This is a genomic window from Salinicola sp. V024 (assembly GCF_052645315.1).
In genome coordinates this window covers 700,284-721,477 of the sequence record NZ_JBQXYB010000001.1, presented here as the reverse complement: position 1 = coordinate 721,477, position 21,194 = coordinate 700,284, and the positions used below count along the sequence as shown (strand labels likewise).

At 62.5% G+C, this 21,194-nt stretch carries 21 protein-coding genes; 12 read left to right on the top strand and 9 right to left on the bottom strand.

Annotated features, from left to right (window positions below; all coding sequences use genetic code 11):
• Positions 1-131 precede the first annotated feature (131 nt).
• On the bottom strand, positions 132-617 hold the full coding sequence (locus ACUN9V_RS03305; protein WP_075561644.1) for a YajQ family cyclic di-GMP-binding protein: 486 nt from the start codon (positions 615-617) through the stop codon (positions 132-134).
• Positions 618-658: 41 nt separating this feature from the next.
• Complete coding sequence (locus ACUN9V_RS03300; protein ID WP_445510312.1) at positions 659-1,198, bottom strand: GNAT family N-acetyltransferase; 540 nt, start codon at positions 1,196-1,198, stop codon at positions 659-661.
• A gap of 224 nt (positions 1,199-1,422) precedes the next feature.
• On the opposite strand from ACUN9V_RS03300, the gene ACUN9V_RS03295 reads away from it, so the two are divergent.
• Positions 1,423-2,910 carry a RimK family protein gene (locus ACUN9V_RS03295; RefSeq protein WP_439303725.1) on the top strand — a complete coding sequence of 496 codons (1,488 nt, stop codon included), beginning with the start codon at positions 1,423-1,425 and terminating at the stop codon, positions 2,908-2,910.
• Between the two features lie 103 nt (positions 2,911-3,013).
• Here the strand turns inward: ACUN9V_RS03295 and ACUN9V_RS03290 are convergent, their stop codons facing one another.
• The 5 genes from ACUN9V_RS03290 to ACUN9V_RS03270 all read right to left on the bottom strand — a co-directional run bounded on the left by ACUN9V_RS03290 (position 3,014) and on the right by ACUN9V_RS03270 (position 7,244).
• Positions 3,014-3,898: a DUF2797 domain-containing protein gene (locus tag ACUN9V_RS03290; protein WP_445510311.1), complete on the bottom strand. Its 885-nt coding sequence runs from the start codon at positions 3,896-3,898 to the stop codon at positions 3,014-3,016.
• Positions 3,886-4,152, bottom strand: a complete 267-nt coding sequence (locus tag ACUN9V_RS03285; protein ID WP_075561641.1) for a YeaC family protein — start codon at positions 4,150-4,152, stop codon at positions 3,886-3,888. Before ACUN9V_RS03285 ends, ACUN9V_RS03290 begins: the two co-directional genes overlap by 13 nt.
• A complete protein-coding gene (locus tag ACUN9V_RS03280) occupies positions 4,149-5,030 on the bottom strand; it encodes a rhomboid family intramembrane serine protease (protein WP_445510310.1) in 882 nt (293 codons plus the stop codon). Before ACUN9V_RS03280 ends, ACUN9V_RS03285 begins: the two co-directional genes overlap by 4 nt.
• 353 nt (positions 5,031-5,383) lie before the next feature.
• Positions 5,384-6,361, bottom strand: coding sequence for a metallophosphoesterase (locus ACUN9V_RS03275; RefSeq protein WP_445510309.1), 978 nt, complete (start codon positions 6,359-6,361; stop codon positions 5,384-5,386).
• Position 6,362: 1 nt separating this feature from the next.
• Entirely contained in the window at positions 6,363-7,244 is an 882-nt protein-coding gene (locus ACUN9V_RS03270; protein ID WP_445510308.1) for an NAD(+) kinase, read from the bottom strand.
• Positions 7,245-7,523: 279 nt separating this feature from the next.
• Here ACUN9V_RS03270 and ACUN9V_RS03265 point away from each other — a divergent pair, with 279 nt between their 5' ends.
• The 7 genes from ACUN9V_RS03265 to ACUN9V_RS03235 all read left to right on the top strand — a co-directional run bounded on the left by ACUN9V_RS03265 (position 7,524) and on the right by ACUN9V_RS03235 (position 16,379).
• Positions 7,524-7,889 (top strand): hypothetical protein, encoded by a 366-nt coding sequence (locus ACUN9V_RS03265; RefSeq protein WP_445510307.1) that lies wholly within the window; start codon positions 7,524-7,526, stop codon positions 7,887-7,889.
• A gap of 11 nt (positions 7,890-7,900) precedes the next feature.
• Positions 7,901-10,072, top strand: coding sequence for a pyrroloquinoline quinone-dependent dehydrogenase (locus ACUN9V_RS03260; protein ID WP_445510306.1), 2,172 nt, complete (start codon positions 7,901-7,903; stop codon positions 10,070-10,072).
• A gap of 185 nt (positions 10,073-10,257) precedes the next feature.
• On the top strand, positions 10,258-11,565 hold the full coding sequence (locus tag ACUN9V_RS03255) for a DUF3100 domain-containing protein (RefSeq protein ID WP_445510305.1): 1,308 nt from the start codon (positions 10,258-10,260) through the stop codon (positions 11,563-11,565).
• A 29-nt stretch (positions 11,566-11,594) separates the two neighbouring features.
• Positions 11,595-12,755 carry a M20 aminoacylase family protein gene (locus ACUN9V_RS03250; protein ID WP_445510304.1) on the top strand — a complete coding sequence of 387 codons (1,161 nt, stop codon included), beginning with the start codon at positions 11,595-11,597 and terminating at the stop codon, positions 12,753-12,755.
• A 52-nt stretch (positions 12,756-12,807) separates the two neighbouring features.
• The gene (locus tag ACUN9V_RS03245) at positions 12,808-13,719 is read left to right on the top strand and encodes an NAD(P)-dependent oxidoreductase (protein WP_445510303.1); all 912 of its coding nucleotides are present in this window, start codon (positions 12,808-12,810) and stop codon (positions 13,717-13,719) included.
• On the top strand, positions 13,716-15,275 hold the full coding sequence (locus ACUN9V_RS03240) for an aldehyde dehydrogenase family protein (RefSeq protein WP_445510302.1): 1,560 nt from the start codon (positions 13,716-13,718) through the stop codon (positions 15,273-15,275). The genes ACUN9V_RS03245 and ACUN9V_RS03240 overlap by 4 nt, the downstream gene beginning before the upstream one ends.
• Before the next feature lie 231 nt (positions 15,276-15,506).
• Positions 15,507-16,379 carry a VOC family protein gene (locus ACUN9V_RS03235; protein ID WP_445510301.1) on the top strand — a complete coding sequence of 291 codons (873 nt, stop codon included), beginning with the start codon at positions 15,507-15,509 and terminating at the stop codon, positions 16,377-16,379.
• A 14-nt stretch (positions 16,380-16,393) separates the two neighbouring features.
• Here the strand turns inward: ACUN9V_RS03235 and ACUN9V_RS03230 are convergent, their stop codons facing one another.
• Positions 16,394-17,311, bottom strand: a complete 918-nt coding sequence (locus tag ACUN9V_RS03230; protein ID WP_445510300.1) for a LysR family transcriptional regulator — start codon at positions 17,309-17,311, stop codon at positions 16,394-16,396.
• A gap of 244 nt (positions 17,312-17,555) precedes the next feature.
• Here ACUN9V_RS03230 and ACUN9V_RS03225 point away from each other — a divergent pair, with 244 nt between their 5' ends.
• The 3 genes from ACUN9V_RS03225 to ACUN9V_RS03215 all read left to right on the top strand — a co-directional run bounded on the left by ACUN9V_RS03225 (position 17,556) and on the right by ACUN9V_RS03215 (position 19,708).
• Positions 17,556-17,891, top strand: coding sequence for an antibiotic biosynthesis monooxygenase family protein (locus ACUN9V_RS03225; RefSeq protein WP_110693807.1), 336 nt, complete (start codon positions 17,556-17,558; stop codon positions 17,889-17,891).
• Positions 17,875-18,510, top strand: coding sequence for a cell wall hydrolase (locus tag ACUN9V_RS03220; protein WP_445510299.1), 636 nt, complete (start codon positions 17,875-17,877; stop codon positions 18,508-18,510). Before ACUN9V_RS03225 ends, ACUN9V_RS03220 begins: the two co-directional genes overlap by 17 nt.
• A 148-nt stretch (positions 18,511-18,658) precedes the next feature.
• Complete coding sequence (locus ACUN9V_RS03215; protein ID WP_445510298.1) at positions 18,659-19,708, top strand: DUF1853 family protein; 1,050 nt, start codon at positions 18,659-18,661, stop codon at positions 19,706-19,708.
• Here the strand turns inward: ACUN9V_RS03215 and ACUN9V_RS03210 are convergent.
• Positions 19,644-20,534, bottom strand: a complete 891-nt coding sequence (locus ACUN9V_RS03210; RefSeq protein ID WP_075563163.1) for a carboxylate/amino acid/amine transporter — start codon at positions 20,532-20,534, stop codon at positions 19,644-19,646. The two genes, ACUN9V_RS03215 and ACUN9V_RS03210, sit on opposite strands and share 65 nt — an antisense overlap.
• 28 nt (positions 20,535-20,562) lie before the next feature.
• On the opposite strand from ACUN9V_RS03210, the gene ACUN9V_RS03205 reads away from it, so the two are divergent.
• Positions 20,563-21,015 (top strand): DUF6314 family protein, encoded by a 453-nt coding sequence (locus ACUN9V_RS03205; protein WP_439303739.1) that lies wholly within the window; start codon positions 20,563-20,565, stop codon positions 21,013-21,015.
• Positions 21,016-21,194: the final 179 nt, after the last annotated feature.

The window sequence follows — 21,194 nt, the reverse complement described above, 5'->3', positions numbered from 1 at the left end:
CGGGTACGACGACGAGAACAAAGGACAGCATGGAAAGCGCAAAATAGAAGGCGAGGCGACAAGGAGGCGAAGAAAGACAAATATGGAAAAACGGGCCCGCCTGTCCAGAGCAGGCCCGAGGGGCTGGAAACTCAGTCACGAAAGTTATCGTATTGCAGCGGGAGGTCCGGGCCGTCCTCTCCCTTGAGCAGCGCGATGGCCTGTTGCAGGTCGTCGCGTTTCTTGCCGCTGACGCGGACCTTGTCACCCTGGATCGCCGGCTGCACCTTGAGTTTCGAATCTTTCAACAGCTTGACGATCGCCTTGGCGTCCGGCTGCTCGAGCCCCTGCTTGAGCTTGACCTGCTGGCGCGCCTTGACGCCGGAAGTCTGGGCATCCTCGATTTCCATGCAACGCGGGTCGATGCCTCGCGCGATCAGCTTGTTGCGCAGCACGTCGATCATCTGTTGCAGCTGGAACTCGGCGTCCGCCTCGAGCGAGACGGTCTCGCCTTCCAGCGCAAAGCTGGCATCGACGCCGCGAAAGTCGAAACGGGTCTGAATCTCCCGATTCGCCTGATCGACGGCATTGGTCGCTTCGTGACGATCGAATTCGGAAACAATGTCGAAAGATGGCATGTCAATCCTCCTTGAAAAAGGGCCTGTGTGTGCGGCCGAAGTCAGTCTTCAAGAGCCGCAGCCGGTATTTCGGCCGACTCGAGTCGCTTGTCCATCTGCCAGGCGGCGCAGCCGTCGGCATAGTAGTCGTCCAGCCAGCGGCGCGCGTTAAATCCCATCCGCCGGTAGAGTCCCATCGCCACGCGATTGTCGGCACGGACCTCCAGCAAGAGGCGTTGGCTGCCCCGCCCGCGCGCGGCATCTTCGAGCGCCTGGAGCAGCTCCCGGCCGAGCCCGGTACCGCGAGCGACGGGGTCGACGCAGAAAGAGTAAAGCCTGGCCGTCACGCTGTTGCGCCGAAACAGCAGCGTGCCGTAGCCAACGACGCGCTGATCGTCGCTGACTGCCAGCAGATTGACGGCGTTGGCACGGGTCAACAGATGCGCGAGTTGGCGGCGGCTGAAACGGTCGTCGTCAAAGCAGCGCTCTTCCAATTGATACAGGGCGTCGCAATCGGCGGGCAGGCCTGGGCGAAGCGTGCGGCGCAGGCGTGCGCTCTCATCTGGGATTTCGGTGGCGGGCGGCCCTTCGGCGGCATTCATTCGACGAACTCTCTCGACGTGCTTTTTTGACTTGCGCTTTCGTCATGCCATCCCGGCATGCTGTCTCGACGGCGCTGACCAATCGAGCCGAAATTATTTCATGCCGGCAACGGCTTGTCGTCGACTTCGCATCACTGCAAGCTGTTTTCCCTTGCAGTTCCGGCTGCATTTTCGTATCAACGCCGAATACTCTCGGGCAACGTCGAAAAAGGAGTCACCTATTCATGTCTCGCCTGCGTATCGTCGTTGACCGTCTCACCGACTGGCAACCTTATTACCCTTCCGAGGACCTGACCGTCGCCGACGACTTTCTGGCCTTGGCGGGTTCGGCCGCGACCGATGATGCCACTCACGTCATCAATCTGTGCGCCAACCTCGACTACCTGGAAACCGGCTATTACGTCTCGCTGCTGGCGCAGGCCCGCGATCAACGTGTTCTACCCAGCGTCGAAACGCTCAATCAGTTGTCACGCAAGGCGCTGATCGACATGCAACTGGCAGCGATCGACCCGTTGCTGATGGAGCTGGACAAGCGCGGCGTACTCGCGGGAGACACCTTCACGCTGCGCGTCTTCTTCGGCGAATGCCTCGCGCCTGAGCTGCAACGCCTGGCGCGCCGCCTGTTCGAGCGCCTGCCTCATCCACTGCTGGAGGCCCGTTTCGAGAAGCGCCAGAGCGTCTGGCGCCTGACGCGTCTCAAGCCTCTGGCGCTGACGGCGTTGCAGCCCGAGGAGGAAGATCGATTCGCGACGGCGTTGAACCGTCACTCCACCCGGGTCTGGCGAACACCGCGAGCGCGGCGTCGTTATCGCTTCGATCTGGCGATACTGATCGATCCGCAGGAGGCTTTGCCGCCCAGCAACCGAGGCGCGATCAAGCGCTTCATTCGTGCCGGACGACGCCTGGGTATCGATGTCAGCCTGATCACCCACCGCGACGCCGGCCGGCTGGCCGAATTCGATGCCCTGTTCATCCGCGAGACGACCCGGCTGGATCACCACACCTATCGCATGGCCAAGAAGGCCGAGCATGAAGGCCTGGTCGTGATCGACGATCCGCAGTCGATCCTGCGCTGCACCAACAAGATTTTCCTCCACGAGCTGCTGGGCACCCACAAGATCCCCGCGCCTCGGGGCCAGCTGCTGTATCGCGGCGACATGAAACGGCTCGACGAAAAACTCGCACACCTGGAGTACCCGCTGGTACTGAAAGTGCCGGACGGCGCCTTTTCCAAGGGCGTGGTCAAGATTCGTTCGCGGGAGGAGCTGGTCGCCGAGGCGCCCAAGCTGTTCGAGTCGTCCGCCCTGCTGCTGCTGCAGGAGTGGCTGCCCACCGATTTCGACTGGCGCATCGGGGTGCTGGACGGCCAGATGCTGTTCGCCAGTCGCTATTACATGGCGCGTGGCCACTGGCAGATCTACGACCATTCCAGCGGCAAGACCCGCAGCGGCGGATTCACCACCCACGATCTTTCCGAAGTACCGCCACCGGTGGTCAAGGCGGCGCTGCGGGCGACCAAGCTGATCGGCAACGGTCTTTACGGTGTCGATCTCAAGCAGATCGGCGACCGCGTGGTGGTCATCGAGGTCAACGACAACCCCAACCTGGATGCCGGCGTGGAGGATCTCGTACTGAAGGACGCGCTCTACGAGCAGGTCATGGCGGTATTCCTGAAACGCATGGAGCGTCAGCTCGAGCACAAACCGCGCTGACGGACCTGCCGGCTCGGGCTAGGTCACTTCGGGCTAGATCACCCGGGGCTAGATCACCTCGGACTATGTCAGCCCCGGGGCATTCAGCTCGAAGCGCTCCAGCTCAGGCCGCTTCAGCGCTCGCGGACACCTGATAGCCGGCGAATTTGCGCAGGTTGATGACGCCGGTATCGAGAATCAGGTACTGCCCCTTGAGGCCCAGCAAGGTGCCCTCGATCGACGGCGTCTTGTCGAAATTCAACGACACGATCTTGCGCGGCCATTCGAGAACGGGGTATTCGATCATCAGCGGTGCGACGTCGTCGACCGTCTGGATGGCGTCTTCACCAAATCGCCGGCGCAAGGCTTCGAGCCCCGGCGCGAGCTCGGCCAGCAGACGATCGCGCTCGGCGATCAGGTCGAGCGGTTCGACCTCGCCCTTGAGCATCGCTCGCCAGTTGGTGCGATCGGAGACATGCGACTTGAACAGCGTTTCCACCATCCCCGACTGCTGGCGCGTATCGACATCGAGAATCGGCAACGCCTGGATCGCGCCCTGATCCAGCCAGCGCGTCGGCATGTTGGTGCCCCGCGTGATGCCGACCTTCAGTCCGGAAGCGTTGGCCAGGTAGACAGTGTGCGGGCGAAAACAGTGGCGTTCGCCCCAGGCTGGATCGCGGCAGGTGCCCTGGAAATAGTGGCAGGTCTCCGGACGCATCATGCAGAGATCGCAATGCGCCAGCGATGAGAAGCAGGGATAGCAGTGGCCCTGGCCAAAGCTCTTGCGCGTGGCTCGCCCGCACTCGACGCAGTGAATCTGGCCGCTGGAATGCAGGCGAATACGCTGCCCTACCCAGCCGTTGATCGCCAGGCGCTGTTCGCCGGTACGCAGGTGATAGTCGGCTTGGCCGGTCTCCATCGGCAGCCGGATATCGAGCTTGCGCAGCTGGCCGCTGGCGGCCTGGCCCTGCTGTCGTGAAGCAGGTCGACCGAGAATCAGTTGATCCATTTGACCGCGGCTTCCTCGGCCGACGAATGGCTCCCGGAAGCGCACTCGTTGCGCTCCAGGTATCCGACGCGCTGGTCCGCGGGCACATCGTGGATCATTTCATACTTGATGACCGCTTCCAGACACAGCTCGGTCTGCTCGGGGCTCAAGCGGCGACCATCGGGCCATTTTCGCAGTTGGATGGCCTGTTTGAAGTTCTCGTACATCTCCACCGTCATCTGCGCGACCATGCGGTCGAAATTCATTTCGCTCATTCTTTCTCTCCTGAAACATCGTGGCCGGCGCCGCCGGAAGCGTCACGGCTGGCGAACCAGCCCATGATCAACCCGACCAGCAACCCTCCCAGATGGGCCTCGTTGGCGATATTACCCAAGCCGAAGGCGTCTCCGAGGCCCGTCATGGTGAAGATCATCCAGCCAAGCATGAAGACCATCAGCATCTGTGGCACGAAAAAGCCGCTGCCCGGTCGGCGGCGAGATATCAGCCATACGTAACCCAGCAGCGCATAGTCGACCCCCGACATTCCCCCGAACAGGACGGTGCCGGTGAAGTACTGCGCGAGGTTGGAAAACAGTGCCGCGATCAGAACGATGACGCCGAGCCGACGCCAGCCCTGGACCGACTCGACCTGCCGGCCGAAATACCACACCCACAGCATGTTGAAGATCAGATGCATCCAGCCAAAGTGCAAGAATGCCGGGGTAAAAAGACGCCAGATCTGACCACCGGCCAGGGTATCGGTGACCAGATCGCCTGGCACGATTCGCTGACCGGCCACGTCGAGCGGAACGATGGCAAGAGCACGAACGATGGCATCACCGGCAAGGAACATGGCGAGGAACACCAAGACGCAGACGGCAATCAGGCCGGCCGCAAACGGCGCCTGGCCGAACGCCTGCCCGGTGACACTCGGCCGACGCCGAGGTGCCGACGGGGCAGCCGACGTCTCCAGCTCGCCGCGATGCCAGAGTTCGATCAACCGGGCAGCCTCATCTCGCTGTTCGGGATCGGCCAGCCACAGCACCTGCTGGTTCTCCTGCTGGGTAAAGCGATGCCCGATATGATGCGCCCACAGCGCTTGCCGCAACGGACGCGCATCCAGGTCACCGGGCAGTTCGAGAAGTTTGTACATGAAAGACGTCCGACCCACTTACCGAGAGAATAGCGAAACATCGACTCCGGAGACGCTCGTGACGCTTGACCACGAACGTGAGCATCGATGCCGGCAGGCATCCATACCAAAACGAGTCCGCGCGGCCATTCTACAGAGCCGACAAAGAAAAATCCGGCGGAAGGCCGCCGGATAAGAGCAAGGGATCATTCAAGGGAACACTGACTTTGAGGACCTCGGGTGGCGGTAGTTCCCGGAAGGCTCGAAAAAATTCCGATTCTTTCTCGCGCTCGATCGGGTTTTTCCCAAAAGTATCTTCGAATCAAAAACCTGCAGCCGTGTAAAAAAATGCAAAACTCAGGATCGCGAAGACGTCAGTCCCGAATACCCTCCTTCGATACATCGACCCAGACGAAACGATTGGCATCGAGCCGCTGTTCCCCTTCCCAACGGTAAGCCACCAACCGGCCGTGCTTCACCGCGCTGTAATCGAGGCAGGCGATGTTGGCCCGCGGCAGCGCCGGCACGCCCTGGCACCAGTAATGACCGACGAACAGCGGCGGCGCCGATTCCGGATAGAAAGCCAATCGCTCGCGCTCTGCAGCGCTCAGCGGCCTATCTTCGAGCGCCGGCGGCAGATTGTCGGGTTGAAACACCACATCGCCATAGGTGTGCGGGTTTCGGCACCAGAAATGCGTTCGAAACGAGCGCCGCGTGAAGCCATCCCCCGATCGCATCTCCACGCCAGACGGTAAAGGCATTTGCGTGCCCCGGGTCAACCGATCCATGACCCGGTGCGCGAAACTGCCGGGGAGCGTCGACTCGGTCAGGAACGCACGATCGATACGGGCATCGGGCCTGTGTTCGAGAAAAGCGTCGACCAAGGGTTCGTCCCAGCACGCATGTACGACCCGCAGCCCCTCCAGGTCGAGACAGAGCGGCAGCGTCATGAACCATGCAAGACAGGCCTCCCACTCCGCCGGAAAGGCGTGAAACTGTTCCAGGGTGCGCTCGATGATGCGGTTGTTGCGGGGCGTATGTTCCCGTAGCCAGTCGCGCTGGCTATCGCCGGGCGCCTGGTGGCAGTAGGCCAGAGCGTTGTACTCGTGGTTGCCCATCACGATGCGCGCCTCGCCGGCATCGACCATGCGTTTGGCGATGGAAACGGCGAGCCGAATGTTGGGGCCGCGATCGATCAGATCGCCCAGAAAGATCACCTGGCGGCGGGGATGAAGAAATACGCCGTCTTCCGCTCGATAGCCGAGCTTCTCGAGCAGCCTGACCAGACTCCGGCCGCAGCCGTGAACATCCCCGATCAGGTCGTAGCCATCGACTTCGCGTTGCTGGACCATGTCAGTCTCCCAGCCTGCTGCTCCATCCCAGTTTGGAACGGCAGGCTTCGAAGAAACTGTGTCCGCGCGGGTGAATCAGCGTCAGACGTTCGGCATGGCGACGGACGTAGAGCACGTCGTCGGGCTTGCAGACGACGCGGGTCTGACCGTCGCAGCTGACATGCGGATACGCCTGATTGATATCACCGATCTGGATCCGAATCTCGCTGGCGGCATCGATCACGATCGGCCGACTGGAGAGCGTATGCGGGAACATCGGCACCAGGGTGATGGCTTCGAGCCCCGGATGCACGATCGGCCCGCCGCCGGATAGCGCGTAGGCCGTGGAGCCGGTCGGTGTCGCCATGATCAGGCCATCGGAACGCTGCGAGTAGACGAAACGATCGTCGACGAACAGTTCGAACTCGATCATTCGCGCGGCCTTACCGGGGTGCACGACGACATCGTTGAGACTGGTGCCGGAGCCGATCAGGCGTTGGCCACGATAGAGTTCCGCCTCGAGCAGGAAGCGGCGCTCGGTGTCGTACTGTCCATCCAGCACTTCGCCAACCTTCTGTTCGACCTCGTCCGGCAGGATATCGGTCAGAAAACCCAGTCGCCCGCGATTGATGCCGAGGACCGGTATCGCGCTGTGACATAGCGTTCTCGCCGCGCCCAGCAGGCTGCCGTCGCCCCCCACCACGATCACCAGATCGCACAGCGTGCCCAGCTCTCGACGCCGGGCTTCGCCGTGGCGATGGCCGGGAACCAACGCGGCGGTACGATCCTCGATCACCAGATCGAGACCACGACGCTCGAGAAAGATCATCAGACGCTTGAGCGTCTCGACGACCTTGTCGCTGCCCAGACGGCCAATCAGACCGATGGTATTGAACGATTCCATACAACGTGTCTCTCGCGACGTGACGGCCGGCCATTATGCTGGCTGCTCTCGCCCGTCGGCAAACGAGGCTCGATTCACGCAAAAAAAGCAGGATAGTTTCTCTGCTAACTTCTAAAAATCCTTTATACTTTCGCAGGCCTGGCATGTGGAAAATACGAGCAAGCGTAGCCACACCATCGAGCTGTTTCGTCGATGTTTTTTGGCCTGATGCAATATCAGAGCAACGCAGAAGTAGCCGCCAGGTGCACCAAATCGCTCTCATCAGGAGACAACAACCTCATGTCGCAATCTCGATCATTCAGGGCGGGCATCATCGTGCTGCTGGTGGGCTCGCTCATCGGGCTCGCCGTGTCACTTTATGCCTATTTCACTCCGCTGACCGGTGTCAACGACACGCTCGGCGCGCTCGTCGTCATCCTCTCGACGATCGCGCTGGTCGTTCTGACGCTGGTGCTGGCGCCGCTGTCATGCCGTAGCGGCCGCGTCGCGCTGCGTGTGCTGATCCTGCTGGCACTCGTCGGTACCGGCTTCGCTGGGCTGTTGCTGCACCAGTGGTTGCTGACGGCCGCCATGGTGGTTGGCCTTATCGGTCTGCTGATGGACATGGCCAGCCCGACCGCCTCCACCAAAACAGTTCATTCATGAGGAGCCGATTCATGCCCATACCCTCGCCGACACTGTCCATCCCCACGCTGAAAGCCACGGCTCAGCGGCTGGGAATGGCCACGGCACTCGCGCTCTTGATCGCTCCCGCACCGCTGCTGGCGCAAGATCAGCCCACCGAATCCAGTCAGTCATCGGCCAACAGCAGTGCCGATGATTCGTCAGCCGGGACTCAGGGCGCCACTCAGTCCGATGCCACTCAAAGCGAGTCGACCCAGAGCGACAGCGCTGCCGACGCTCAGGATTCCGAAGACGTTGCCACGACCGACACCGGCGGCCGCGAGGACAGCGATCGCCCGTCGATCCCGCTGGTTCCCGAAAACGCTACCTGGGACAGCTTCCACGGTCAGCTCAACGCGCAGAAATACAGCCCGCTCGACCAGATCACGGCGGACAACGTCGGCGATCTCGAGAAAGTCTGGGAATTCCATACCGGTGACGTCTCCGATGGCTCCGGTGATACGCCGGCCACGGTGTGGTCCGCGACCCCGGTATTCGCCAACGACACCATCTATATCGGCACGCCCTTCTATCGCCTGATCGCGCTGGATCCGGGCACTGGTAAAGAGAAGTGGAGCTTCGACACCCAGTCCTCGCGCAAGGCGCTGACCCAGCCGGTGTTGAAGAACCGCGGGGTCTCCTACTGGGAGGCTGAAAACCCGGTCGCCGGCGAGCCGTGCCAGAAGATCGTCTACATGGGAACCATGGACGCTCAGCTGTTCGCGCTGGACGCCGACACCGGCAAACTCTGCAAGGGCTTTGCCGACAACGGCGTACTCAACGTCAACCAGTGGAACGACACCCACGCCGAGTGGCCGCTTTCCGTGCTGCAGCCACCGACCGTGGTCGGCGACCATCTGATGCTCGGCTGGGCCGGCATGGACTGGGCCTACGAACAGGCACCGCCGGGAACGATCTTCTCGCTCAACGCCCAGACCGGCGAGCTCGAATGGACGTTCCAGGCGCTCTCCGATGAGATGCGCGAGAAGAGCGGTACCGCCAACGTCTGGACGCACATGTCCGCCGATCGCGAGAACGGCCTGCTCTATCTGCCGGTCTCCTCGCCGTCACCGAACTACTGGGGCGGTAACCGCACTGAAGAGGCGCCGCTGGCGACCTCGACCACCGCGCTCGATATCGAGACCGGTAAAGTGGTGTGGTCGCGTCAGTGGGTTCACCACGATATCTGGGACTACGACATCAACTCCGCCCCGACGCTGATGGACATCACCGTCGACGGCAAAGAGATCCCGGCACTCGTTCAGGCGACCAAGCAGGGCTTCCTATTCGTGGTCAATCGCCTGACCGGCGAGGACGTCTGGCCGATCGAGGAGCGTCCGGTACCGCAGGGCGATGGCAGCGTCGAAGGCGAAGTCTATGCCCCGACACAGCCGTTCCCGACCAAGCCCGCGCCGCTGCTGGATCAGTCCAAGAAGCCCAAGATCTGGGGTCTCGCCGACGCCGTGGGTGGCGGTCAGTGCTCTCGCCTGTGGGACGATCTCTGGTACGAAGGCATGTACACGCCGCCGACTACCAAAGGTGAAGGTGCGCTGACTTATCCGGACAGCTCGGGTGGTGTGCAGTGGGGTGGTGTCGCGTTCGATCCCCAGAGCCAGACCGCTATCGTCAATACCTCGCATATCGTGCAGACCCTCAAGCTGTACAACCGCGAAGACTACGAGAAGGCCGATAGCGGCTCCGGCAACGAGAGTGGCTTCGCGCCGCAGAAAGGCGCGCCGTACGGCATGCGCCTGCAGGTGGCGACCAACTGGCTTGGCATGCCCTGCTGGGAGCCGCCCTTCGGCGAACTCGTGGCGATCGACATGCATACCGGTGACGTGAAATGGCGTCGTCCGATCGGGGCTTCTCAGCAGTACGGCTTCTTCATGCCCGAAAAATGGGGTTCGCCGACCATCGGTGGCCCGGCTGTGACGGCGGGCGGTGTCGTGTTCATTGGTGCCTCGATGGATGCCAAGCTGCGCGCCTTCTCGCTGAAGACCGGTGAAGAGCTGTGGGAAGACCAGGCCCAGGCACCCGCCGTGGCCAATCCCTCGGTCTACGAGTACAAGGGCCGCCAGTACGTTGCCTTCGTCGCCGGCGGCAACACGATCCTCAAGGATCAGGTTGGCGATCAGGTCGTGGTATACGCCCTGCCGGAGGATTGATTCTCTAGTTCGGCAACACTGATGCGGTAACAGCCGCAATCGTCGTGACGGGGTGGGCCTTTGGCTCACCCCGTTTTACGTCAGGCCATCCAATAAACAGAACACCTCGCGCCTTTCATTCGATCACGCTCTCTCTCGATACTCGGTCAATCACCTCTCCACCAACAATAAAGAGGTCGCGACCGATGTCCCTCTCCCAACTGCTCAACTGGCGCCTGCACCTGCTGGTCGTCGTGCTGTCGCTGTTCAGCGAATGGATCGGCATTCTCAAGATCCCGCTCGGGCCCGGCGCCCTGCTGCTGCTGCCGTTGTTCTATGCCTTCATTCTCGGCGTACTGCTCAACCCCCATCTATTTGCGGGAACGAAGCGATTTCTGCCGGAAAGTGTCAGCCAGGCGGCAACGCCGCTGATCCTGATTTCGATCATGCCGTTCATCGCGCGCTTCGGTTCGACCATCGGCCCGGCCATCGATCAGCTCATCAGCGCCGGCCCCGCACTGATCCTGCAGGAACTGGGTAACCTCGGCACCATGCTGGTGGCGTTGCCCGTGGCAGTACTGGTACTCAAGATGGGCCGAGAGGCCATCGGCGCGACCTACTCGATCGCTCGCGAACCCAATATCGCGATCATCTCCGACAAGTACGGTCTCAAGGGGCCGGAAGGGATAGGCGTGATGGGGGTTTACGTCGTCGGCACCATGTTCGGCACGCTGTGGTTCGCGCTGATGGCCGGCTATCTGGCCTCGCTGGACTGGTTCGATCCACGCGCGCTGGCAATGGCCTGTGGTGTCGGCAGTGGCAGCATGGTTGCGGCCTGCTCCGGGGCGCTTGCCGGAGCCATGCCCGATCTCGCCGATGACCTGCTCGCGTTTGCCGGCGCCAGCAACCTGCTGACCTACGCCACGGGGCTTTACGTATCACTGTTCATTGCGCTGCCCGTCGCGGAATGGCTCTATCGCCGCCTGGGCGGGCGTAGTCGCGCCGACAGCATGGCGGGTGTCACGGCGGCCGATGGTGGCAGTCAGGGTGAAAACGACGACCTGGCCGCCGAAGAACGCCCCGAAACGAATCTCGGCAAGACCGCCGCGGTGCTGGCGATGGCCTGCGTCGTCGGCTGGATCGCCAACACCGTCAACGGTGCCTCGCTGATCGATGCCCTGCCGGGCATGATCATTCTCTATGTCATGACCCTCATCGGCCTGGTGATCACGCGGGCGGCCCCGTTCTATCTCCCCGGCGTCGCCTGGGTATCGCTGGTCAGTATCCTCATGACGCTGCCGTTCTTCCCGGGTAGCGGCTGGATCGTCGATCAGCTCGCCGCGGTCAATTTCCTCGCCATCGTCACCCCAGTGCTGGCCTACGCCGGGCTGGCCCTCAGCCGCCGCGAGTTCACGATGTTCCGCCAGACCGGCTGGAAGCTGATCATCATCTCGCTGCTGGTATTCACCGGTACCTATGTCGGTTCGGCGGTCGTGGCCCAACTGTTGCTGTAAGTCATTTACCGCCATTGTCGGAGGAGATCATGAACCAACCCGCTTCCTATCCCGATCCTGAAACGTTGACCGAATGGCGCCACGACTTCCATCGGCATCCGGAGATCGCGTTCGAAGAGACTCGCACCAGCCAGCGTATCGTCGAGATTCTTCGCGAACACGGCCTCGATCCGGTCACCGGCCTGGGCGGCGGTACCGGTGTCGTCGTCACCATCGACGGTAATCGGGGAGCTGGACGCAGCATCGGACTACGTGCCGATATCGATGCCCTGCCGATCGAGGAACTCAATGACGTCGACTACCGCTCGACCATATCGGGCCGCATGCACGCCTGCGGCCACGACGGCCACACCACCATGCTGCTGGGCGCGGCCTGTGCGCTGGCCAGAAACCCCGACTTTGCCGGCCAGGTGCACTGCATCTTCCAGCCCGCCGAGGAGAGCGAAGGCGGCGCCCGCGTGATGGTCGAGGAAGGCCTGTTCGAGCGCTTCCCGATGGAGGCGATTTACGGCCTCCACAACTGGCCGGGGCTCGCCGTCGGTGAAGCCGCCGTCCACGACGGCCCGGTGATGGCGGCGTTCGATGTTTTCACGCTCAGACTGACCGGGCGCGGCTGCCACGCCGCCATGCCACATCTGGGCACCGACGTCGTGCTGGCCGCCTGTCAGTTGGCCAATCAACTGCAGGGGTTGATCAGCCGGGAGACCCCGCCGCACCAGTCCGCGGTGCTGAGCATTACCCAGTTTCACGCCGGTGACGCCTACAACGTCATTCCCGAGACGGTCGAACTGCGCGGCACCGTGCGCTGCTTCGATGCGGCGCTCAAGGCCAGGCTGGAGCAGCGCTTTCGCGACGCCATCGATGCCACTGCCCAGTTCCACGGTCTCAAGGCTGAATTCGACTACCAGGCGCGCTATCCGGCGACGATCAACAACCCTGAGCATGCCGCGCACTGCGTCGACGTCCTCGATACGCTCCCCGGTATCGCCAAGATCCACCGCGACATGGCGCCTAGCATGGGGTCGGAAGATTTCGCCTTCATGCTGAACCAGTGCCCTGGCGCTTATATCTGGCTGGGCAACGGCGATAGCGCCGCCCTCCACAACCCGGCCTACGACTTCAACGATGCCATCGCTCCCCTCGGCGTTGCCTACTGGCAAGCGCTGGTGAAGGAACTGCTGGACGACTGAAAAGACGCTCCGACCGGAACGCTTCATTGCAAGATCAAGCCAGGAGAACTGCATGAAAATCACCGTCATCGGTCTTGGCCAGATGGGCGGCAATATGGCGCTGACGCTCAAGCGCGCCGGCTTCGATGTCACCGGCAGCGACGTGTTCGAAGCCGCCCGCCAGCGTCTGGCCGATCAGAGCCTCGACACCGTCACGCCCGACGCGATTCCGGCCAGCGACGTTTATCTGCTGTCACTGCCGACCTCCGATCACGTGCGTGAAGTCATCGAGACGTCCCCGGGCTTGCTCACACTGGCGCCCAAGGGCAGCGTGATCGTCGACACGTCCACCAGCGATCCGGTGGTCAGCCGCGAACTGGCGGCCAAGGTGATCGATGCCGGCCTCGAATGGCTGGATGCGCCGGTCAGCGGTGGCCCCAAAGGGGCGGCGAGCGGCAAGCTGGGCATGCTGCTGGGCGGCGACATGGCAACGATCGAGCGCGTCATGCCGATGCTAGAGGCGATGTCAGCCAAACGCACGCATGTGGGTGGCCCGGGCAGCGGCCACGTCGTCAAGCTGGCCAACAACTACCTCTGCGCCACCAACCTGATCGCCACCGCCGAGGCTGTCACGCTGGCTGCCAAGGCGGGAGTCGATCCGGCGGCCTGCCTGGCCGGTCTCAACAGCGGCTCCGGTCGCAGCGCCATCAGCGAGATCAACTTCCCCGAATGGATTCTCTCCGGGCACTTCGACTCCGGCTTTACCAGCGGTCTGATGCGCAAGGACCTGCGCCTGGCGCGTGATGCCGCCGAAGGTCTCGACCTCGACCTGGCGCTGTTGGATCAGGTGGTCGCTGGCTGGCACGTCAACGCCGATCGGCCGGCGGATGCCGACGATTTCAATCACATCACCTCGCCGATTCTGGCCCAGGCCGGCATCGATTTCGCCCCTTCCGCCGCCGGCGATGAAGAGACCTCCGCATGAATGAACTGAACCGTCAGGCACAGCAAACCCTGCATCGTCTTCTCACCCAGTTCGGTTTGTCATTGGAAGCCGGAGACACGCCCTGTTCCAACTGGATCAATGGCGATCTGGTCACCGGTCAGGGCGATGCCATCAGGCTGACGAATCCGGCTACCGGCGGTGAGCTGATCAACTATCGTGATGCCGGTCCCGAACTGCTGAACCAGGCCGTCGAAGCCGCTTCACGGGCCCAGGTCGAATGGATGGCGCTGACCGCCAGCGAACGGGGTCGGCGCATGAACACCGCCGTCCGCCGGCTGGAAGGTCATGAGGAGGATCTCGCCCAGCTAGAGAGCGTGGTCGCCGGCAAGCCGATTCGCGATTGCCGCGGCGAAGTCGGCAAGGTCCGCGAAATGTTCGAGTACTACGCCGGCTGGTGCGACAAGCAGCACGGCGAGGTCATCCCGGTGCCGACCTCGCATCTCAACTACGTGCGCCACGTACCGTTCGGCGTCGTCGGTCAGATCACGCCCTGGAACGCGCCGATGTTCACCTGCGCCTGGCAGCTGGCGCCGGCCCTCGCCGCGGGTAACGGTGTCGTGCTCAAACCCTCCGAGCTGACGCCGTTCTCCTCTGTGGTGATTGCCCGCCTGCTCGAGTCCGGCGGCCTGCCGCAAGGCCTGATCAACATCGTCAACGGCCTCGGCCCGACCACTGGCGCGGCACTGACCGGCCATGACGGCATCAGCAAGCTGGTATTCGTCGGCTCGCCCGACAGCGGCCGCCTGATTGCGGAAGCCGGCGCCCGTCGACTGGTGCCCAGCGTGCTCGAGCTCGGCGGCAAATCCGCCAACATCGTGTTCGACGATGCCAGGCTCGACGACGCCGTGGCTGGCGCCCAGGCTGCGATTTTCGCAGCGGCCGGGCAGAGCTGCGTGGCCGGCTCGCGACTGCTGATCCAGCGCGACATTTTCGACGCCGTGGTCGAACGCGTCGGCCGCGCTGCCAGCCAGATCGCCATTGGCCTGCCCGCCGATGAAGCGACCCGAATGGGACCGCTGCAGAACGCGCGCCAGTTCGAGCGCGTGACCGGCATGATCGAACGCGCCAAGGCTGCCGGGGCTCGCATCGTTACGGGCGGCGCTCGCCCCGCGGACCTGCCGGAAGAAGCAGACGGTTACTATCTTGCGCCCACGGTCATCGCCGATGTCGATGCCTCGATGGAGATCGCCTGCGAGGAAGTGTTCGGGCCCGTGGTCGTCGCCCTGCCATTCGATGACGAAGCCGACGCCATTCGCCTCGCCAACGGCACTCGCTTCGGCCTCGCCGGCGCCGTGTGGACGCAGGATCCGGCCAGGGCGCATCGCGTCGCGGCTCAGTTGCGCGCCGGCACCGTCTGGATCAACAGCTACAAGGCGATCAACGTGATGTCGCCCTTCGGTGGCTTCCGCGACAGCGGTTTTGGTCGATCCAGCGGTCTCGATGGCCTGCGCGAATACACCATTCCGCAAAGCGTGTGGGTCGAGACCGGCCTCGAAGCCAGCGTCGCCATGGGGTATGGCAGCGGCCAAGCGTAGCGATCTAGGCGCGGTCGACAGTGAGAAACCGGCAAGCCTGAGCCCTCGGGCTGCCGTGAATCTCGCCGCATGGGCCCAATACGTCGAAAGATATCGACCGTGTCGTGGCAGAGCCGGATCGAGAGAGCGGTGCCGAAATGAGAAAAAGCGCGGCCGATCCCGTACCCTGCCCATCTCTTATCTCGATATTAGGCAATACTGCAGACAACGACACCATCGGACGGACGGCTCATGAGCTTCGGTATCGATCACCCTTTACTGGCGGTCAGTGATCTCGATCATGCCGCCCGAGCAGCCACGGATCTGGGTTTCACCGTCAACGCACGCCATCAGCACCCGTGGGGCACGGACAATCACCTGCTGTTCTTCAGCAATAATTTCATCGAATTGATCGGCATCGGGCGCCCCGAATGCCTCGATTACCAGGACGATAACGGCTTCCAGTTCGGCCGGCTAATCGAGGCTCGTCTGAAAGCGGTCGGCGACGGTATCGCCATGGTGGCGCTCGATAGCAACAGCATTCAGCGCGATCATGCGCTGGTGGCAGCGCGAGGCTTTACCGAGGCGTGTCCGATCATTTTTCGACGCACGGCACATCTGCCAAGCGGACGCGACGAAGAGGTCAGCGTGGCGCTGGATATCCTACATGATGCGGAACGCCCCTTCCTGACCCAGTTCCTGTGCCAGCAGCTGCGTCCGGAACTGTTTCGTGTCGACCCGACCCAGGAATCGCATGTCAACACCGCCACCTCGATCGCCGACATCTGGTACGTCAGCGATGATCCCGGCTATGACGTCGAATACTTCAGACGCATTCATGGCCCCCAGGCCGTACGCGGCGGCGACACCGAATGGACCATTCATACCCACAAGGGCGACTGCCACCTGCTCGATCGCCGAGCCCTGGCGGAAACCTTCCCGAGTCTGGGGGATCTGGAAGAGCAGCCGCCACGAGCCGTGGCGTTGACGTTGACCTGCCGCGACCTGAATGCCGCCATCACGCAATGGGAAGCTGTCGGCATCGACTACCACCGCCACAGCGAAACCCAGGCCGATATCGCGCCAGGTGTGCTCGGCACGCTGCTGCGTTTCGAGCAGCGCTGAACGTTTCAGTCAGATCAGCCTGACGGCGAACGGAATGCCTGCATCCACGAACCGAGATGACGCAGCAGCTTGAGACTCGCCTGAGGTTGGCGCCGACCCACCCGAGTGACCATGTGGGCCTGGGAATTCTGAAACAGTGCCGACGCCACCGGCAAGGCAACGACATTGCCTTCGCCCAGTTCGTGGGCAACGGCAAAGCGAGGCAGTAGCGTGATGCCCATACCCGCCACCACCGCGCGACGCAGCACGGCCATCGAATTGGTCTCCACGGCCACCTGCGGCCTCAGGCCCGCCTGCACGAAGGCCTGATCCACCAATCGGCGCACGCCGTGGCCCGGCTTCCAGAGCGCCATGGGGGTTTCGCTGAGCCGTTGCAGCGAGATCGGCTGCGATTCCCGGGCCAGCGCATGATCCACGGGGCAGATCGCCAGCAGCGGCTGGCCACTGGAAGCCCAGAAGCGAATCTGCGGGTGCACTCGCTCGTGGAACATCAGCCCGATATGTGCCCGATCCTCGACCACGGCTTCGATGATCTCGTCGGTGCTGCCCTGCTCGATGTCCAGACGCACGCCTCGGTAGCGCTCAGCAAAAGCTTTCAGCGGGGCATCGATCAGATCGTTGATGAACCCCTCGCCGACGACCAGCGAGATCGTACCGGTCTCGAGCCGCTGGTACGCCTCCAGCCGACCGATGAATGCATCGTCGAGGTCTCCTCGCTGGCGACAGTAATCCAGCGCCATCTCGCCCACCGGTGTGGGCCTGATCCCTCTCGGCGTGCGTTCGAGCAGCGGCGCTTCGAAGGCAGATTCCAGCAGTGCAATCTGCCGGCTGACCGCCGACGGCGCGATGCCGAGCCTGGCCGCGGCCTTGCGCAGCGAGCCGGATTCGACCGTGACCCGAAAATAGACCAGGCGCTGATGAGGAATATCCATGGTTGATGACCGAGAAGCGGGAACCGTTGCCTCGATTAGCCCACTAACCCCTGGTGACGTCAACGCCTCGCTCCATCCTGGCTGAGCCTTTCCGGCTCGACTTTTGCCACGGGATGCTGGCAATGTTGTCCAGTCAGGGCTGAAAACGAGCGGCGAAGGTCTTCACACGGCGTCTTTCGCTGACGCCGATGTTCTAACCAGAAGAATGTCTTACCAGGACGATGTCTTAACCAGGAGTCAATGCATGTTCATCGCCATGAACCGCTTTCGCGTCAACCCGGAACGCACCCAGGAATTCGAAACGATATGGCTGGAGCGAGAAACGCACCTTCAGGACCTGCCCGGGTTCGTCGAATTTCAGATGCTGCGTGGCCCCCAGGAAGAAGATCACGTTCTCTACGCCTCACATACCGTGTGGCGCACTCGCCAGCATTTCGAGGACTGGACGCATTCTGAAGCCTTCCGTGCCGCTCATGCCAACGCCGGCCAGAGTCGACGCGAAGGTCTTTATCTAGGCCCGCCCAAGTTCGAGGGTTTCGAGGTCATTCAAACGATCGGCACCGATGACCAGGCTGTCTAATCGGCGATACTGGGGTCTGTCCCGCTACCTTGCGCTAACCGTTCTATTGTTGGGCTGTACTTCAGCGTTGGCCGGGCCGCCGCCCACCAAAGCCGAAATCGCCAGGCAGAAGGCCGAACGGCTCGAGCAGCGCGTCGTCGAAACAGATCAGATAGCGCCGGCTCCCGCCGCGATACGACTCACGCCCGAGGGTACGCAGGCCGTCGATCCCAACGGGCGAGCCCCGCTGGACGACGCGATCACCTGCCTGGCCCGGTCGATCTACTGGGAGGCCAAGGGCACCGACTCGCAAGAAATGCAGGCGGTCGCCAACGTGATCATGAACCGACTGGGCGATCCGACCTTCCCTTCCACGCTGTGCGGCGTCGTTCAGCAGGGTTCGGAGACCGGCCGGTGTCAATTTTCCTGGTGGTGTGACGGGCGTCCCGACGAAGCCGACGAACCCAAGGAATATACGACGGCCAGAGAAATGGCTCGGCGTGCACTCAACGGCACACTGCCTGACATCACCCATGGCGCGCAGTTCTTTCATCATCGCAGCATCGGGCCGGGCTGGATGGCGACGCTGGTCAGGACGACACAGACGCACGAGTTCAGTTTCTATCGCCTCCCGGGGTGAGCGCGGGCATTGATCGAACGATCTGCCCGCTCCGAATCAACGGACGTCACCGCCGTGGCCGTGAAATCTAGGCCCTCGGCATACGACATTCGGCGCCACGATCGAGCGGCTTCCGACTGCGGCGCCGGACCACACCCATCGAGCCATGATGATTCACGACTCAGAACCTGACGCACTATTCGACGCCTTTCACCCGACGGCAGAGCCGTTGCGCCAGGATCTGGCGCCACTCCGCCAACTCTGGGTGCGCGACATCGCCTGGCTGCTGCACGCGCCGGATATGGCGACCCTCGATGCGACATCCGGTTATTTCGGCCGCCCCACATTGGCAGAGCTCGGCCTCGATGAGCCTCGCCGAAGGCGTCGCTGGCTGCTGACGCAGGAATCTCGCTCAGCCAGTTTCGAGGCCCATCATCAGGCGCGCCGTTCCCATCGCCTGGGCATCTATCATGAGTCGCTGTGGCAATGGATTCTGGATCACGCGCCCCGCACCCGGTTACTGGCCCACAACGTGACGCTGCGCGAGGACAGGCAGACGCTCGGCGAACTCGACCTGCTATATGCCACCGAAGCGTCCACGGCGACGACTGAAGCCGAGCACGAGCCGCTGATCTACCATGCCGAACTGGCCATCAAGTTCTTTCTCGGGTTACCCGAAGGCCCCGGCGACGAACGAAATGCCGCGCGCTGGATCGGCATCGGCAGTTTCGACTCCCTGGCGATCAAATGCCATCGCCTCCAGTTCCATCAGTTACCCAAGGGGCGATCGCCAGCCGCCCAGCATCAGCGCCAGCGGCTCGGCGCCGAAGGACCGCTGCACCAGCGGATCATCATGCCCGGGTTTCTCTATCACCCCTGGCGTCAGCGCCTGCCGCTGCCGACGCTAGCCAATGAGGGCGTCTGGCAGGGCCTATGGTGCTCCCATCGGTGCTGGGCCGCCCTGGCCCGGCGGTTACCCGAGGCGACTACCGGCCACTGGCTGATCAAACCCCACTGGCTCGCGCCACCGATAATGGCGCCGATGTCCCTGGCAGAGCTGAGTGCTGCGCTCGCCGACCACTTTTCGCTTCACGGCTCACCCAGGCATCTGTTGCTGACCCTGCCGGACGGACGCCGTTGCCGGATTTTCGTGGTCAGGAGCGACTGGCCGCCGGCGTTGCCGTTGCCACCCCGCTGCGCTTCGCCCAGCGCGCATTGAGCCACAGCGAACCGGCGAGAATCGCAGCGCCGACGCACAATCGGGTCAGATCGGCGTCCCGATTCCAGATCAGCAAATTGACGATCAGACCCGCGGGAATCAGCGCGTTGTTCATGATGGCCAGGGTACCGGCATCGACGCGGCAGGCGCCCTTGTTCCAGAGAAAATATCCCAATCCGGAGGCCGCGATCCCCAGCCAGCCCAGCACCCCCCACTGCAGCGGCGTGGACGGCAGTTTCGTCGCATCGCCGAGAATCCAGAATGCCGGCACTGCCAGACACAGCGCTCCCAGATAGAACCAGCCGAAAAGGTGGCGATGCGCCACGCCACTTGGCAAACTGCGCGCCAGATGGCGATAGCCGACCTGGCCAAAAGCGAAACTCAGGTTGGCCCCCTGCACGACCAGAAAACCCAACCAGTAGTCGCTGGTCACGCCGTCGTAGCGAATGACCGCGGCCCCTGCCACGGCCACGACCGCCACCAGCAGGTAGCGCGGCGAAAAGCGTCGTGCCAGCAGATCATCGATCAGGGTGATGTACAGCGGCGTGAAGATGGTAAACAGCAGGACTTCGGGTACGCTCAGCAACAGGAAGGATTGATAGAAGAAGAGATACATCACGCCAAGCTGCACGCTACCGATCGCCATCAGCCCCAGGCGAACGGGCCAGCGTAATGCGGCGGGGCGCAGAAAGGGAAGAAATACCAATGTCGCCAGGATGATACGGGTCATGACGGCGAAGTAGCTGTCGACTTGTCCCGAGAGATAGACGCCGATCAGACTGAACGAGAAAGCCCATAGCGCCGTGACGCCAACGAGATACGACATGAATGGTAAACCTTCAAAAGAGCCAAAGTTGACAGCCATTATACGGCTACGTCGACTTTTGCCCAAGCTCTCGCGCTTCGAATTTGACGCACGCTCCGGTGAAGCGTCGCACGTCGGCTGGAACGGTCACGGCGAAGGCTCGCTCGACATCACGCAAGAAGACAACCATGTGCGATTTTTCGAGTCGGGTACCTTTACGGTCGCCGGTGGGAGTCGTAGCGTTCCCATGCGTAACGTCTATCGCTGGGAGCTCTTTGATAACCGCGTCGGGCTTTTCCACGAAAGACGCGGAGTCGAAGCGGCCGTTCCGCTGTTCGATCTGATCGCGGAGAGCGATGACACTCTGGTCAATGCCGAAGTTCATCAGTGCGCGGCGGATGCCTATAGCGCCAGGCTGGTGCTGACGCCGGAAGGACTGGACCTCGAATGGCGAATCGTCGGTCCGCGCAAGGACGAGCGAATTCTCTATCACTATCGATGATGAATCACTACCGGTGATGAATAACTACCGGCGATGAATGGGAGTTCCATCGCGTCGTCAGGAGAGTCAGGAGATCCCCTGAAAAGACCCTGCTCTGAAACGACGACGGCTTCCCGAAGGAAGCCGTCGTGACTGTCTCGAAGGACTGTTTCGAAGGTCTGTCTCGAAGGACAGTTTCG

Bases quoted from the DNA above. Each gene is read 5' to 3' on its own strand.
- ACUN9V_RS03305 (WP_075561644.1), bottom strand. From the start codon at position 617: ATGCCATCTTTCGACATTGTTTCCGAATTCGATCGTCACGAAGCGACC.
- ACUN9V_RS03300 (WP_445510312.1), bottom strand. From the start codon at position 1,198: ATGAATGCCGCCGAAGGGCCGCCCGCCACCGAAATCCCAGATGAGAGC.
- ACUN9V_RS03295 (WP_439303725.1), top strand. From the start codon at position 1,423: ATGTCTCGCCTGCGTATCGTCGTTGACCGTCTCACCGACTGGCAACCT.
- ACUN9V_RS03290 (WP_445510311.1), bottom strand. From the start codon at position 3,898: ATGGATCAACTGATTCTCGGTCGACCTGCTTCACGACAGCAGGGCCAG.
- ACUN9V_RS03285 (WP_075561641.1), bottom strand. From the start codon at position 4,152: ATGAGCGAAATGAATTTCGACCGCATGGTCGCGCAGATGACGGTGGAG.
- ACUN9V_RS03280 (WP_445510310.1), bottom strand. From the start codon at position 5,030: ATGTACAAACTTCTCGAACTGCCCGGTGACCTGGATGCGCGTCCGTTG.
- ACUN9V_RS03275 (WP_445510309.1), bottom strand. From the start codon at position 6,361: ATGGTCCAGCAACGCGAAGTCGATGGCTACGACCTGATCGGGGATGTT.
- ACUN9V_RS03270 (WP_445510308.1), bottom strand. From the start codon at position 7,244: ATGGAATCGTTCAATACCATCGGTCTGATTGGCCGTCTGGGCAGCGAC.
- ACUN9V_RS03265 (WP_445510307.1), top strand. From the start codon at position 7,524: ATGTCGCAATCTCGATCATTCAGGGCGGGCATCATCGTGCTGCTGGTG.
- ACUN9V_RS03260 (WP_445510306.1), top strand. From the start codon at position 7,901: ATGCCCATACCCTCGCCGACACTGTCCATCCCCACGCTGAAAGCCACG.
- ACUN9V_RS03255 (WP_445510305.1), top strand. From the start codon at position 10,258: ATGTCCCTCTCCCAACTGCTCAACTGGCGCCTGCACCTGCTGGTCGTC.
- ACUN9V_RS03250 (WP_445510304.1), top strand. From the start codon at position 11,595: ATGAACCAACCCGCTTCCTATCCCGATCCTGAAACGTTGACCGAATGG.
- ACUN9V_RS03245 (WP_445510303.1), top strand. From the start codon at position 12,808: ATGAAAATCACCGTCATCGGTCTTGGCCAGATGGGCGGCAATATGGCG.
- ACUN9V_RS03240 (WP_445510302.1), top strand. From the start codon at position 13,716: ATGAATGAACTGAACCGTCAGGCACAGCAAACCCTGCATCGTCTTCTC.
- ACUN9V_RS03235 (WP_445510301.1), top strand. From the start codon at position 15,507: ATGAGCTTCGGTATCGATCACCCTTTACTGGCGGTCAGTGATCTCGAT.
- ACUN9V_RS03230 (WP_445510300.1), bottom strand. From the start codon at position 17,311: ATGGATATTCCTCATCAGCGCCTGGTCTATTTTCGGGTCACGGTCGAA.
- ACUN9V_RS03225 (WP_110693807.1), top strand. From the start codon at position 17,556: ATGTTCATCGCCATGAACCGCTTTCGCGTCAACCCGGAACGCACCCAG.
- ACUN9V_RS03220 (WP_445510299.1), top strand. From the start codon at position 17,875: ATGACCAGGCTGTCTAATCGGCGATACTGGGGTCTGTCCCGCTACCTT.
- ACUN9V_RS03215 (WP_445510298.1), top strand. From the start codon at position 18,659: ATGATTCACGACTCAGAACCTGACGCACTATTCGACGCCTTTCACCCG.
- ACUN9V_RS03210 (WP_075563163.1), bottom strand. From the start codon at position 20,534: ATGTCGTATCTCGTTGGCGTCACGGCGCTATGGGCTTTCTCGTTCAGT.